Here is a 13,427-nt window from a genome sequence, read left to right on the forward strand (position 1 = left end):
AGATCGCAAAACGGATCAGCTTTTTTGTAACAGCGGCGCCGGGCGCGCTGTGTCGGGGCCCGCGATGAGGTGCAGGCGCCGTCCGCGCCAGAGTCGCGTTTCGGTTTCGACCCGGATATCCAGGGTGGCGCTGAGCGCGGCAAGCACCTTGTCCACGTTGTTGACGGGAAACGAGCCCGACAGCCGCAGGCCTGCGATGGCCGGGTCGCAACTCAGCGTGTCGGGGCAATAGCGGCCCAGCTCGGCGATGAAGTCGTGGAGCCGCATGCCGCGCGCCACGATGAAGCCGTCCTTCCAGGCAATCTGGTTTTCCTCGGCGGCGGCCGGCTGCTCGACGCCGCGCGCCCAATAGTTGGCGCGCAGGCCGGCCTGCAAGGTCAGCCCGTGCTCGGCGTCATCGCGCGGCTGGATCTGCACGGCGCCCTGGAAGACGCTGACTTCGGTCGAAGCGCCCAGCACCCGCACGGTGTATTCGGTGCCCAACGCGCGGGCGGTGCCGTGCGCGGTCTCGACGAGAAAGGGGCGCGCCGGCGCGCCCGCCTCGTGGGCGGTCGCGATCAGGATCTCGCCAGCGATGAGCGCCACCCGGCGCTGGGCGGCGCTGTAGCGCACGTCGATGGCGCTGTCCGTGTTCAGAACGAGACGGGTGCCATCCGGCAACGTCAGCTTGCGGCGTTCGCCGACTGCGGTGCGATGGTCCGACGTCCATGCGCGCCACGGCGTGACCTGTCCCACGCCCCAGGCTGCGCCGCTCGTGATCGCCAGGACGCTCATGGCCTTCAATGCCCGGCGGCGCTGCGCCGAGGCGGGCGCGGCCAGCGCCGCTTGCGCGATGGCCGCGTTGCCGGGACAGGCAAGGGGCTGCAGCGTGCCCTGCACGGATTCGATGCGCAGCCAGGCCCGCTCGTGGTCGGGATGCGCGGCGCGCCACGACGTCCATTCGCGCACGGTTTCGGGCGCCACGGCGTCGCCCTGCAGTTCCACCAGCCATTCCAGCGCGCGCTGCGCGACGGCGGGCGACAGGGCGGAGGCGTCGCGGGTAGTTCGGTACCAGGGCGAGGCGGACATGCGCCGGCTCATCGGGTAAAGGAAAGATCGGCGAAGCAACAGCGCTGCAAGGCCTTGACGAGGTGGCGCTTGACGGTGGGAATCGAGATGCCCAGCGCCTCGGCCACCTGCGCATGGGTGTGCCCCTCGAGCTGCGACAGCAGAAAGGCCCGCCGCACGATGGCAGGCAGGCCGTCCAGCAGGCGGTCCAGTTCCAGCAGCGTCTCCAGGACGATGGCCCGGTCTTCGGGCGACCAATGCACCGCCTGCGGGGCCTGGGCCAGCGCCTCGAGGTACGCGCGCTCAAGCTTTTCGCGGCGCCAGTGGTTGGACACCAGGTGCTGCGCGACGGTAGTGAGAAAGGCGCGCGGCTCGGCGAGCGTGGCGGGGACCCGTTCGCTGCTGAGCAGGCGGATGAACGTGTCGTGGGCCAGGTCTTCGGCCTGGTCTGCGTTGCCCAGGCGACGGCGCAGCCAGCCCCGCAGCCAGGAGTGGTGGTCGCTATACAGCGTTTCGATGGAGGTGGGGAAGGCGCATCCCGGCGTAGTCAAGATCGAACCTTTTGATCAAGCCGCCGGCGCCTCGCAGGCCGAGGCGGGCCAACTGCTCATGCGAATTACGGGAAATAGTAATTGTTATTATTACCGATCCCGGGCATGGCTTGTCAAATCGTTGCGTGCTGCAAGGACAGGTAGGCGTCGCGCGACGGAATCAGATGTTCCCGGCAGACGGTCATCAGCGCGTCGCGATCGCCGTCGCGCAAGGCCTGGATCATGGTCCAGTGCTCTTGCCGCGCGCGTTCGCGATGTCCGGCCGTCACCAGTGATCCGAAACGGATCGGATGGGTGCGGCGCGCGTATTCCTCGATGGCCTGGCCCAGCACCGCGTTGTCCAGCAGACCGAAGAACTCGCGGTGGAAGTCCTGGTTGCTGCGGAACACCCGGCGGGCGTCGCCTTCGGCCACGGCCGCGTCGTGCTCGCGCTGCACCGCCACCAGGGCCGCCAGCCGATGTTCGGGCACGGGCAGGGGCATCTGGCGGGCGGCATGCACTTCCAGCACCTCGCGCAAGGCATACAGTTCCATGACCTCGCGGGCCGAGAACGCGCGCACCACCGCGCCGATATTGCGCTTTTTCTCGACCACGCCAAGCAGTTCAAGGTCGGCCAGCACCTGCCGGACCGCATGCCGCTTCATGCCGAAGCGCGCCATCAGCTCGTCCTCGGTCAGGCGTTCCCGTGGGTGCAACCGGCCGAAGACAATGTCTTCTTCCAGCGTGGCCACCGCCGCCTGTACGGCGTCGGGGGCGGGTTGCTGCAAGGCGTCGGGCGTGATGGCGTTCATGTGGCAATAGCGGTGCTTACTTCTTGGGCACGGTGTCGTTCGTGACGCCGGCGCGAAGGAAGTCGAAGTCCACGCCCTGGTCGGCCTGCGTCACGGTTTGCAGGAACAGCTTGCGATAGCCGCGTTCGGCGGTGGGGCGTGAGATGGGCTGGGCCGCGGCGCGGCGCGCCAGTTCGGCGTCGTCGACCAGCAGGGCGATTTCGCGCTGGGCCACCGACAGGCGGATGCGGTCGCCATTCTGCACGTAGGCCAGCGGTCCGCCAATGGCGGCCTCGGGCGTCACGTGCAGCACGATCGTGCCGGCCGCGGTGCCGCTCATGCGGCCGTCGGAAATCCGCACCATGTCCTTGACCCCGGCGCGCGCGAGCTTCTTGGGGATGGGCATGTAGCCGGCTTCGGGCATGCCCGGCGCGCCGGTCGGGCCGATGCGCTTGAGCACCAGGATGTCGTCGGCGGTGACGTCCAGCGCCTCGTCGTCGATGCGGCGGGCCATGTCCTCGGCGTCCTCGAACACGACGGCGCGTCCTTCGTGCTCCATCAGTTTGGGGTTGGCGGCCGACTGCTTGATGATGGCGCCGCCGGGCGCCAGGTTGCCGCGCAGCACGGCCAGCCCGCCCACGGGATAGATGGGCGATGCGGCGGTGCGGATCACGTCCTGCTTGAACGCCGGGGGCGCGGCGTCCAGTTCCTCGCCCAGCGTGCGGCCGGACACGGTCAGCGCGTCCAGGTGCAGGAAAGGGCGCAACTCGCGCAGCAGGGCGGGCATGCCGCCGGCGTCGTGGAAATCTTCCATGTAGTGCTGGCCCGACGGCTTCAGGTCCACCAGCACCGGCGTTTCGCGGCTGATGCGGTCCAAGCCCGCCAGGTCGATGTCGATGCCCAGCCGGCCGGCGATGGCGGTCAGGTGGACGATGCCGTTGGTCGACCCGCCGATGGCCAGCAGCACGCGCAGGGCGTTTTCAATGGACTTGCCGGTCAGGATGAGATCGGGCGTCAGTCGCGACGCCGCCATGGCGACGGCCGTGGCGCCGGTCCGTTCGGCCACGCGCACGCGGTCGGCGGTCACGGCGGGGGCGGATGCGCCGCCAGCCACCATCATGCCCAGCGCTTCGGTGATGCACGCCATCGTGCTGGCGGTGCCCATCACGGAACAGGTGCCCACGCTGGCGACCAGCTGGTTGTTCACGTCGGCGATCTCGACGGCGTCGATCTCTTCGGCGCGGTAGCGGCCCCAGTAGCGGCGGCAATCGGTGCAGGCGCCCACGCGTTCACCGCGGTGCGAGCCGGTCAGCATGGACCCGGTGACAAGCTGGATGGCGGGCACGCCGGCCGATGCGGCGCCCATCAGCTGCGCCGGCACGGTCTTGTCGCAGCCGCCGATCAGCACGACCGCGTCCATGGGCTGGGCGCGGATCATTTCCTCGGTGTCCATGGACATGAGGTTGCGCAGGTACATGCTGGTGGGCTGCGAGAAACTCTCGTGCACCGAGATGGTGGGGAAGTCCATCGGCAGGCCGCCGGCCAGCATGACGCCGCGCTTGACGGCTTCGATCAGTTGCGGGGCGTTGCCGTGGCAGGGGTTGTAGCTGCTGCCGGTGTTGACGATGCCGATGATCGGGCGGGCGAGCGCGTCGTCCGACAGGCCGGCGCCTTTGATGAAGGCCTTGCGCAGGAACAGCGAGAAACCTTTGTCGCCGTAGTTCGTCAGCCCGCGGGCCACGCCCTGCGCGGTGGCGCTGTCGCTGTCAAAGGGGCCCTTGGCGGGCTTGCCGCCCTTCGTCTCGTCCGTCATTTTCAGTCCCGATAATATTATTGATAATCCAGGGGGCACATCATATCCAGCCCGTGGAGCCCGCCGCAAGCAGTTTGTTGGGGTTGATCGATTGATCTGGAATGACGATCAGTCGATAGAAAAATGTCGATTCTTCAATCAAGAATCGGCCCATACACTGGCGCCGTTGACGAACCGGGCGTCCGTTCATTCCTATACCCATCCCGGCTGGAGATACCTTCATGTCAGACCTGCGTCTGCGGCCGCGCCGCGCTGTGCTGTTTTCCCTGCTGGCCTTGTGCGCCGGCGTATCCGCCCCGGCGCTCTCCGCCGACGCGTATCCCGACAAGCCCATCCGCATGATCGTTCCGTATCCGCCCGGTGGCGCCACGGACGTGATCGGCCGCGTGCTGGCGCAGGAGCTGACCGGCGCGCTGGGCCAGACGGTCGTCGTGGAAAACCGCGCGGGCGCCGCCGGCAACATCGGCGCGGACCAGGTCGCCAAGGCGCAGCCGGATGGCTACACGCTGCTGATGGGCGCGCTGACCAGCCATTCCATCAACGCCGCGCTGTACCGCGGCCGCGTCACCTATGACGTGGAAAAGAGCTTTGCCCCGGTGTCCATCGTGGGCACGGTGCCGCTGGTGTTCGTGGTGAACCCATCCGTTCCCGCCAAGACGCTGCCCGAGTTCATCGCGCTGGCCAAGTCGAAGCCCGGTTACGTGACCATGGCGTCCGCCGGCAACGGCTCGCCCCAGCACCTGGCGGGTGAAATGTTCAAGCGCACCGCTGGCGCCGACATCCTGCACGTGCCCTACAAGGGCAGCGGTCCGGCCATGACGGACCTGATGGGTGGCCAGGTGCTCAGCATGATCGAAACCGTGCCCGCGGCGCAGGCCAACATCAAGGCCGGCAAGCTGCGCGCCCTGGCGGTGACCTCGCCCCAGCGCGTCGATGCGCTGCCCGACGTGCCCACCGCCGCCGAGGCCGGCCTGAAGGACTTCGAAGTCAGCTCCATGTTCGGCATCGTGGCTCCCGCCAATACGCCGGCGCCGGTCATCGAGCGCTTGAACAGCGAACTGAAGAAAATCCTGGCCAAGCCGGAAGTGAAGGCGTCGCTGCTGAACCAGGGCGCCATCGCCACGTGGACGACGCCGGCGGACGCGGGCGCGCGCGTCTCGGCCGAGGTCGCCCGCTGGACCAAGGTCATTGACGAAGCGGGCGTCAAGGGCGAGTAAATCGTCCTGCCCAACGCGGCTCGCGCCCGTTACGCCAGACGCCGGAATTCCTCTTCAGGACTTCCGGCGTTTTCGTTTATGCGGGATGTGAAAAAAAACGCAATAATCCGGCCGGGTACCGCCTGCCGCCGCCTGGGAACGCGCCTGTGTTGCAGAGGTTTGCATGGCGCGCCGTGCTTCTATGCAATAAACCGCAATAAACGATTTGGCTGTCTCAATAATGTGATTGACCCCAAATTAAGTAGCCCGTAATGTGCTTTGCGGGCCTTAGGACGGCGGGGGGATACCAATGACTGAGAACCAGGACGAAAAATCGATCCTGCACACGCATTTCGGTACGCATAGCCCTTATTGGCGGTTGTCCGCCGATAGCGATGCGATTGAACTCGCCGCAGTCAAGGGCGCAACCAATATCGCGATGGCCTTGCGCCCGGATCAGGCGGAGATCGTGCGTGGCCTGACTGGCATCACGTCCAGCGTGCGCATCGACATTTCGCTGTATGGCGATCTGCTCCATCTGCATCTGGTCGGCCGCAAGATCAATCCCAATGAATGGGCGGGCACCGCGTCCGCGCACACCGATACCGAATCCGTCGCCAAGGACCTCGTCGAAGGCCTGTCGTTCGCAGAAACGGTGGTGTCGGAAGCCAATTCGGTGATCGTCATCGTCGACCAGAACGGCCGCGTGCAGCGCTTCAACAAGCTGAGCGAGGAATACACCGGCAAGCGCGAACAGGACATCGTGGGCCGCAGCGTCTTCGACATGTTCATGACGCGCGAAGAGGCCGTGGCCTCGCGGCGCAACATCGCCGAATTCTACAAACGCGGCCAGTCCTATGAAGTCGAGCGCACGATCAACACGGTCAAGGGGCCGCGACTCTTCCTGTTCCGCAACAAGTTCGTCACCAGCGGCAGCGGCGAAAAGCGCGTCTACCTGATCTGCTCCGGCACCGACATCACCGAAGAACGCCAGGCCCAGGAACGCCTGCGCGTGCTGGCCAACACGGACATGCTGACCAACCTGCCCAACCGCCACGCGATCACGTCGCGTCTGAAGGGGGCGCTGGAGGCGGGCCGAGACGGGCGCGGCGGTGTGCTTTTCCTGGACCTGGACAACTTCAAGCGCATCAACGACCACTACGGCCACGGGTTTGGCGACCGCCTGCTGAAGGCGGTGTCGGTGGCGATTTCCAATTGCCTGTCCGAAGGCCAGACGCTGGCCCGCCTGGGCGGCGACGAATTCATCGTCCTGCAGGAAGAGGCCCAGGCCTGGCAGCTGGAGGCCACTGCGCAGCGCATCATCGAACGGCTGCGCGAACCCTTCCGGCAGGGCCTGATCGAGGTCTATACAAGCTGCTCGATCGGCATCGCCATGTATCCCGATCATGGCGCCGACCTGGACAGTGTCGTGCGCAGCGCCGACATCGCCATGTATGTGGCCAAGGAAGCGGGGCGGCACACCTACCGCGTCTTCCAGCACGAGATGGACCGCCGCAACGCCGACTACGTCTGGCTGGACACCAACCTGCGCAAGGCCCTGGCCGAGAACCACCTGATGCTGTACTACCAGCCCAAGCTGGCGGGCCGCACGGGCGAGGTGGACAGCGTCGAAGCCCTGGTGCGCTGGCGCTCGCCGGAACGCGGCATGGTCGGGCCCGACACCTTCATTCCGTACGCCGAGGAATCCGGCCTGATTTCGCCGCTGGGCGTGTGGGTGATGCGCGAAGCCGCCCGACAGGCCGCCGCCTGGAAACGCGACGGCCTGAACATCCGCATCGCGATCAACATGTCGGCGCGCCAGCTGGACGACAAGGGCGTGGTCAGCGAATTCATGCGCGCCATCAATGACGCCAGCCTCGATCCCTGCCTGGTCGACATCGAACTGACCGAGAGCTGCCTGATCGACGACGAAGACGCCGCGATCGAACTGATCAAGCAGTTTCGCCAGTTGGGCGCCCGCGTCCACCTGGACGACTTTGGCACGGGCTATTCGTCGCTGTCGCAGCTGGCCCGCATTCCGCTGGACGCGATCAAGCTCGACGCCAGCTTTGTGCGCGGCGTGAACGAGAATCCGGTGTCCCAGGCGCTGGCGCGCGCCATCGTCGCCGTGGCGCGCACGCTGGAGCTAAAGGTGATCGCCGAGGGCGTGGAAACCCAGGAAGAAACCGTCTTCCTGGATACGCTGGGCGTGGACGCCAAGCAAGGCTACCTGTACGCCAAGCCCATGCCCGCCGAAGAATTCACCGCGTGGCTGGCGAAGCGCCGCCGGCTGCATCTGATTGCCTGACGCGGCCGGCGGCGCTGTCGCCGGTCAGTGCATGGTGGCCACTTCGGTGGCCTCCGAATTGCCCGCGGTGCGGCGGTTCTGCGCCATCACCAGGCGTTCCATGTAAGCGCGGTCCTTCGGGTCGATCGAGAACGCGGCCTCGACCCAGTCCTCGGTAATGTCCATCAGCTCCGACCGCGACAGGCTCAGCACGCGCTGGCGCGCCCGCAGCATGGCGCGCATGCCGTTCAGCTTCGGCCGCATCACGTCGATGAAGGTGCGCGTGGCCTTGTAGGCCTCGCCCGGTTCGAACAGCACGTCCACCAGGCCCTTGCCGTGGAACCATTCGGCGGTGTGCGATTCGCCCGTGCCGATAAGCTCTTCGGCCAGCTTCATGCCTGAACGGCGCGCGACCAGCGAATAGCCGCCCATGCCGGGAAACAGGTTGAACGCCATCTCGGGAAAGCCCATGCGCGCATTGTTCTGCGCCAGCACGAAGTGGTGGGCGAGGGCAGCCTCGAAACCGCCGCCCAGCGCGGTGCCTTCAATCATGGCCAGCGAAATGGCGCCGGTGTCGAAACCGCGCGTCGCGGCGTGGACGCAGTCGACGCACGCGCGGGCATAGGCCCGCAGCGCTTCGCGCTTGCCCGTGCGGATGGATTCGGCGAAAAAGTTCAGGTCGCCGCCCACGTTGTAGATCTGCGGCACCAGCGAGCCCGTCACCCAGAAGTCGATGGGCAGGCCGGAATCCTTGGCGGCGCGCGCCAGGGTCATGATCTCGTCGATCAGTTCATGGTTAAAGCACGGGCGCGGTTGCGCGCGCAGCATCATCCACATGACACGGCGTCCCTCCTCGTAATACGCGGAGATCTGCTTCAGATTGCCTGCTGCGGTGAAGGGGTGGCAGTCCGGATGAATGAGTTGATTCATTGCTTTCGTCCAATCGATCAAGGTGAGTCGGAGTACTGCCTGGTCAGGCTAAACCACGGCTTAAGCACTCCGTCTCATGCAAACCTCGTCCAACTGGTCAGACTTTTCCGTAGCTCAAAGTCCCGGTCGCAAAAATCCGAAAATTGAAATTCGACGTCGACGCCTCAGCCCATCAGTCGATGCCCGCCTGGGTAATACGGATGAGGGGTCCAATGAATTCGCGGCGCTTGGGGCTGCAAATAAAAAGCCCGTCCGGAAGGACGGGCTCGTGCGTTGGGATGAGCGAGCGGCGGGGTGGGGCGGCCGCGTGCTGGAAAAAAATCAGGCGACGCCGCCGTTGGCGCGCAAAATCTGGCCGTTTACCCAACCGCTGTCCGGCCCAGCAAGAAACGAAACGATGCTGGAAATATCCTCGGGCTGGCCCAGGCGTTCCAGCGGGGGCATTTTGGCGTAGTGCTCGGTCAGTTCGGGGCTCTTGCCCTTGAAGAAAAGCTCGGTCGCGACGGGCCCGGGCGCCACGGCGTTGACGCGGATCTGGCGGCCGCGCAGCTCCTTGGCAAAGACCTGCGTCAGGCTTTCGACCGCGGCCTTGCTGGCGATGTAGACCGAGTAGCCGGGCAGGTTGAGCGCGACAGTGGTGCTGGACACATTGACGATGCTGCCGCCATCGGCCAGTCGGGCGGCGGCCTCGCGCAGCGTGTTGAAGGTGCCGCGCGTGTTGATGTCGAAGGTCTTTTCGTACAGCTCGTCGCTGGTGTCGGCCAGGGTCTGCATCTGCAGGATGCCGGCGTTGTTGACCAGCACGTCGATGCGGCCGAACTCGGTGTGTACGGCGTCGAACATGGCGCGCACGTCGGCCGTGCGGGAAACGTCGGCGCGCACGGCCAGGGCGCGTCCGCCGGCTTGCCGGATTTCGTCGGCCAGGGCTTCGGCCTCTGCGGCGCTGGCGGCGTAGTTGATGCCGACGGCAAAACCATCGTGGGCGAGGCGCCGCGCGATCGCGGCGCCGATTCCGCGCGAGCCGCCGGTGACTAGGGCAACGCGCTGGGCAACTTGGTCGTTCATGTTGTCTCTCCGATAAGGGGTGAGACGAATGATCAACTATTCCGAAGCAAAGATAATCACCGCTTGTTTGCTAAGATAATTTCATTTGCTTTAACAATTGGCGGGGCAAGCATGGATCGTTTCCAGGAAATGCAGGTGTTCGTGCGCATCGCGGAGCGCGGCAGTTTTTCCAAGGCATCGGAAGACCTGCGGATTCCGCGGGCCACGGTCACCAACCTGATCAAGCGCATGGAGGCCCGGCTGGGGGCGCGTCTTCTTGAACGCACGACGCGCCAGGTGCGCCTGACGCATGACGGCGAGGCGCATTACCAGCGCTGTGTGCGCCTGCTGGCCGACCTGGAAGAGGCCGACGGCGCTTTCCTGAACACTGCGCCCAAAGGGCTGCTGCGCGTCAATGCCCAGGGCACGCTTGCCCGGTTCTTCGTCATGCCCGGCCTGCCCGATTTTCTTGAGCGCTATCCCGACATCGTGCTGCACCTGGGCGAGGACGACCGTCTGGTGGATCTGGTGCGGGAAGGCGTGGACTGCGTGCTGCGCTCGGGCGTGCTGCAGGACTCCACGCTGGCGGGCCGGCAAATCGCACAGATGCCTCAGGTGACGGTGGCCAGCCCCGCATACCTGGCGCGCCATGGCGTGCCCGCCACGCTGGAAGACCTGGAGGCCCACCGGGCCGTCGATTACGTGTCCAGCGCCACCGGTCGCGCGCTGCCGCTGGACTTTATGGTGGACGGACGCAACGTGCTGGTGCGCCCGCGTTCCGTCGTCAGCGTGAGCGGCGCCGAGCTCTACACCAGCGCCGCGCTGGCGGGTCTGGGGCTGGCGCAGGTGCCGCGCTATCGGGTGGAGCGCGAGCTGGCGGCGGGGCATCTGCGCGTGGTCCTGCCCCACGCACCGCCGGCGCCCATGCCGGTGTCGGTGCTGTATCCGCAAAACCGCCAGGTGTCGGCGCGGGTGCGCGTGTTCACGCAGTGGCTGGCGGCGGTGTTTGCCGCCGCGTTCGATCAGACGATGCCGGTCAGGTAAAAGACGGCGATCACCAGGAATACCGACATCGTCGATATCAGCGTGATGGCGAAAATGTCGCCGTAGGACTGGCGGTGGGTCAGGCCGGTGACGGCCAGCAGCGTGATGACCGCGCCATTGTGCGGCAGCGTGTCCATGCCGCCGCTGGCCATGGCGGCCACGCGGTGCAGCACCTCCATGGGGATGCCGGCCGCCAGCGCGCCGTCGATGAAGGTCTGGGACATTGCCGCCAGCGCGATGCTCATGCCGCCGGATGCCGAGCCCGTGATGCCCGCCAGCGTCGTCACCGCCACGGCTTCGCCCACCAGCGGATCGGGGATGGCCTTCAGGGCCTGCGCCACCAGCAGAAAGCCGGGCAGCGCGGCGATGACGCCGCCAAAGCCGTATTCCGCCGCCGTGTTCATCGAGGCCAGCAGCGCGCCCGACACCGCGCTTTTGCTGCCTTCGGCGAAATGCGCCTTGATGGCGCGGAACGAGAACAGCAGGATGGTGACGATGCCAGCGATCAACGCGCCCATCACGGCCCACAGCGCCACCTGTTCATCCGCGTTGACGGCCAACGGCTTGGACAGGCCCGGCAGGTCGACCTCGGAGCCGGCGGGGTACCAGCCCGGTATCCAGCGCGTCAGCAGGAAATTCATCACGCCCACCACCACCAGCGGCAGCAACGCGATCAGCGGATGGTGGTCGCGTTCGCTGGGCGGCGTGGCGGGTTCGTTGCGCAGGTCGGTGCCATAGGTTTCGCCTGCGGCGGCGGCGCGCTTGCGGCGCCATTCCAGATAGGCGATGCCGGCGGTCAGCGTGAACGCCGCGCCGATCAGGCCCAGCCATGGCGCGGCCCAGGTCGTGGTCTCGAAGAACGTGGTGGGAATGATGTTCTGGATCTGCGGCGTGCCGGGCAGCGCCGTCATCGTGAAGGTGAAGGCGCCCAGCGCAATCGCGCCTGGCATCAACCGCTTGGGGATGCCGCCCTGGCGGAACATCTCGGCCGCGAACGGGTAGACCGCGAACACCACGACAAACAGCGACACGCCGCCGTAGGTCAGCACCGCGCACACCAGCACGATGGCGACGATGGCGCGTTCGGCGCCGATCAGCCGCAGCACCGCCTGCACGATGGCCCGGGAAAAGCCCGACAGCTCGATGAGCTTGCCGAATACGGCGCCAAGCAAAAACACGGGGAAATAAAGCTTGGCGAAGCCCGCCATGCGCTCCATGAAGATGCCCGAGAATACGGGCGCCAGCGCCGAAGGGTCGGTCAGCAGCACCGCGCCCATGGCCGCGATGGGCGCGCAAAGGATCACGCTGTAGCCTCGATACGCCGCCAGCATCAGAAACGCCAGCGCCGCCACCACGATGAACAATCCGGTCATTCAATGCTCCGCGAATGAAGAGATAAGGGGTGAGGGGCTACACCTTAACGCATCGAGCCGGCGCCATCTTTACGCCGGGGCGGTTCAGCGCTCGAGCAGCGCCTGGGCTTGACGCGCGCTGTCCGCCGGGCAGCGGCGCTTTCCGGCAGAAAGGCGGTGATCGCCGCCGCCACGACATTGCCCGCGGCGGCCCCGATGATCGGCAACGCGTAGCTGCCGCCCAGGTCATAGGCGTAGCCCGCCGCAACCGGGCCGAGCAGGGTGCCGAACGCCACACTCGTGTACAGCACGCCGATGATGCCGCTGACATGGCGTCCGCCGAAGTAATCCATGACCACGGCGGGCAGCAGCGCCACCCAGCCGCCATAGAACACCCCAAACACCAGTGCGAACAGCGCCAGCGTCCAGAACTGGCCGGATGCGCCCCAGAGCGCCAGCGTGGCCGCCATCCCGGCGTACATGGCCGCAAGCGATGCGCGCCTGCCCAGGCGGTCCGCCAGCGGGCCGAGGCAGAACCGGCCGGCCGTGCTGCCTACGCCTATCATGCTGAGCAGCAGCACGGCCAGGCCCGGCCTCACGCCCTGGTCCAGCGCATAGGGTACGAGGTGCACGAACGGCACGAAGACGCCGAAAGCACAGACCAGGCAGGCCAGGTACAGCAGGATAAAAGCCTTGCTGCGGATGGCTGCGCGCACGGGGACGCCCGTAGATGTCGGCGCGGTTCCGGACGGAGGCGGCAGCGGCGCGCCGTCAGGGGCAAGGCCCCGGTCCCGCGGCGGGCTCTCCACCCATCGAGCGGCGGCCGCTCCCATCACCGCCACGCCCGCGGCCAGCGCGAGATAGGCGGCCCGCCATCCCAACAGGTCTATCAGCGCCGAAGCCAGCGGCGGCACGAGCAGCGTGCCTACGCCGATGCCGCTGACCGCCAGCCCGGACGCAAGCGCGCGCCGCCGCTGGAACCAGCGCTGCACCGCGCCGACCACCGGCACATAGGAACACCCCACGCCCAGTCCCACCCCCAGGCCATAGGCCAGGTATATCTGCGTCATGCTCTGCGCCACGCCGGCCAGCAGCAAACCCAGCGCCAGCAGCAGCATCCCGGCCAGCGCCAGGCGGCGCGGCCCGTAGCGGTCCGCCAAAGGCCCGCTGATCACGCCAAATCCGAAGTAGAGGAACCCCGCCAGCGAAAACACCAGCGCGACGTCGCCGCGCGAGGCGCCGAAGTCGCGCTGCAGCGCTTCGACGAAGGCGCTGAAGGAATACGCGCTGCCGAACCCCAGCAAGGTGATGACGAAGGCGGCGGCCACCACGAGCCATCCCTGGAAGATCCAGGCGGTCCGGGGCTGCGCGGCGGCCGGTTGCGTGCGCATCG

The 13,427-nt window shown here is 66.7% G+C and carries 11 protein-coding genes; 3 read left to right on the forward strand and 8 right to left on the reverse strand.

Annotation, left to right across the window (positions count from 1 at the left end; translation table 11 throughout):
* Positions 1-15: 15 nt before the first annotated feature.
* The 4 genes from RT614_RS01295 to RT614_RS01310 all read right to left on the reverse strand — a co-directional run bounded on the left by RT614_RS01295 (position 16) and on the right by RT614_RS01310 (position 4,181).
* Positions 16-1,068 (reverse strand): FecR domain-containing protein, encoded by a 1,053-nt coding sequence (locus tag RT614_RS01295; RefSeq protein ID WP_313619732.1) that lies wholly within the window; start codon positions 1,066-1,068, stop codon positions 16-18.
* A gap of 8 nt (positions 1,069-1,076) precedes the next feature.
* Positions 1,077-1,598 (reverse strand): sigma-70 family RNA polymerase sigma factor, encoded by a 522-nt coding sequence (locus RT614_RS01300; protein WP_313619734.1) that lies wholly within the window; start codon positions 1,596-1,598, stop codon positions 1,077-1,079.
* Between the two features lie 113 nt (positions 1,599-1,711).
* Positions 1,712-2,389, reverse strand: a complete 678-nt coding sequence (locus tag RT614_RS01305) for a GntR family transcriptional regulator (protein ID WP_313619735.1) — start codon at positions 2,387-2,389, stop codon at positions 1,712-1,714.
* Between the two features lie 16 nt (positions 2,390-2,405).
* Positions 2,406-4,181 (reverse strand): IlvD/Edd family dehydratase, encoded by a 1,776-nt coding sequence (locus tag RT614_RS01310; protein ID WP_313619737.1) that lies wholly within the window; start codon positions 4,179-4,181, stop codon positions 2,406-2,408.
* A 221-nt stretch (positions 4,182-4,402) separates the two neighbouring features.
* Here RT614_RS01310 and RT614_RS01315 point away from each other — a divergent pair, with 221 nt between their 5' ends.
* Both RT614_RS01315 and pdeR read left to right on the forward strand, forming a co-directional pair.
* Positions 4,403-5,398 carry a tripartite tricarboxylate transporter substrate binding protein gene (locus RT614_RS01315; RefSeq protein WP_313619739.1) on the forward strand — a complete coding sequence of 332 codons (996 nt, stop codon included), beginning with the start codon at positions 4,403-4,405 and terminating at the stop codon, positions 5,396-5,398.
* Positions 5,399-5,687: 289 nt separating this feature from the next.
* Positions 5,688-7,685 (forward strand): cyclic di-GMP phosphodiesterase, encoded by a 1,998-nt coding sequence (pdeR, locus tag RT614_RS01320; protein ID WP_313619741.1) that lies wholly within the window; start codon positions 5,688-5,690, stop codon positions 7,683-7,685.
* A gap of 24 nt (positions 7,686-7,709) precedes the next feature.
* On the opposite strand, the gene RT614_RS01325 is transcribed toward pdeR, so the two are convergent.
* Together RT614_RS01325 and RT614_RS01330 are read right to left on the reverse strand one after the other, a co-directional pair.
* Entirely contained in the window at positions 7,710-8,594 is an 885-nt protein-coding gene (locus RT614_RS01325) for a crotonase/enoyl-CoA hydratase family protein (RefSeq protein WP_313619742.1), read from the reverse strand.
* 321 nt (positions 8,595-8,915) lie between these two features.
* Entirely contained in the window at positions 8,916-9,659 is a 744-nt protein-coding gene (locus tag RT614_RS01330) for an SDR family oxidoreductase (protein ID WP_313619744.1), read from the reverse strand.
* A gap of 111 nt (positions 9,660-9,770) precedes the next feature.
* Between RT614_RS01330 and RT614_RS01335 the strand changes: the two genes are divergently transcribed.
* Positions 9,771-10,682: a LysR family transcriptional regulator gene (locus RT614_RS01335; RefSeq protein WP_313619746.1), complete on the forward strand. Its 912-nt coding sequence runs from the start codon at positions 9,771-9,773 to the stop codon at positions 10,680-10,682.
* Here RT614_RS01335 and RT614_RS01340 read toward each other — a convergent pair.
* A complete protein-coding gene (locus RT614_RS01340) occupies positions 10,661-12,055 on the reverse strand; it encodes a GntP family permease (protein WP_313619747.1) in 1,395 nt (464 codons plus the stop codon). The two genes, RT614_RS01335 and RT614_RS01340, sit on opposite strands and share 22 nt — an antisense overlap.
* A 44-nt stretch (positions 12,056-12,099) precedes the next feature.
* Positions 12,100-13,425 carry an MFS transporter gene (locus RT614_RS01345; RefSeq protein WP_409558422.1) on the reverse strand — a complete coding sequence of 442 codons (1,326 nt, stop codon included), beginning with the start codon at positions 13,423-13,425 and terminating at the stop codon, positions 12,100-12,102.
* Positions 13,426-13,427 lie beyond the last annotated feature (2 nt).

The sequence above is a fragment of the Achromobacter sp. genome (genome assembly GCF_032102605.1).
In the GTDB taxonomy this organism is placed as follows: Bacteria; Pseudomonadota; Gammaproteobacteria; order Burkholderiales; family Burkholderiaceae_B; genus Achromobacter.

Bases quoted from the DNA above. Each gene is read 5' to 3' on its own strand.
- RT614_RS01330 (WP_313619744.1), bottom strand. From the start codon at position 9,659: ATGAACGACCAAGTTGCCCAGCGCGTTGCCCTAGTCACCGGCGGCTCG.
- pdeR (WP_313619741.1), top strand. From the start codon at position 5,688: ATGACTGAGAACCAGGACGAAAAATCGATCCTGCACACGCATTTCGGT.
- RT614_RS01325 (WP_313619742.1), bottom strand. From the start codon at position 8,594: ATGAATCAACTCATTCATCCGGACTGCCACCCCTTCACCGCAGCAGGC.
- RT614_RS01310 (WP_313619737.1), bottom strand. From the start codon at position 4,181: ATGACGGACGAGACGAAGGGCGGCAAGCCCGCCAAGGGCCCCTTTGAC.
- RT614_RS01305 (WP_313619735.1), bottom strand. From the start codon at position 2,389: ATGAACGCCATCACGCCCGACGCCTTGCAGCAACCCGCCCCCGACGCC.
- RT614_RS01315 (WP_313619739.1), top strand. From the start codon at position 4,403: ATGTCAGACCTGCGTCTGCGGCCGCGCCGCGCTGTGCTGTTTTCCCTG.
- RT614_RS01345 (WP_409558422.1), bottom strand. From the start codon at position 13,425: ATGCGCACGCAACCGGCCGCCGCGCAGCCCCGGACCGCCTGGATCTTC.
- RT614_RS01340 (WP_313619747.1), bottom strand. From the start codon at position 12,055: ATGACCGGATTGTTCATCGTGGTGGCGGCGCTGGCGTTTCTGATGCTG.
- RT614_RS01295 (WP_313619732.1), bottom strand. From the start codon at position 1,068: ATGTCCGCCTCGCCCTGGTACCGAACTACCCGCGACGCCTCCGCCCTG.
- RT614_RS01335 (WP_313619746.1), top strand. From the start codon at position 9,771: ATGGATCGTTTCCAGGAAATGCAGGTGTTCGTGCGCATCGCGGAGCGC.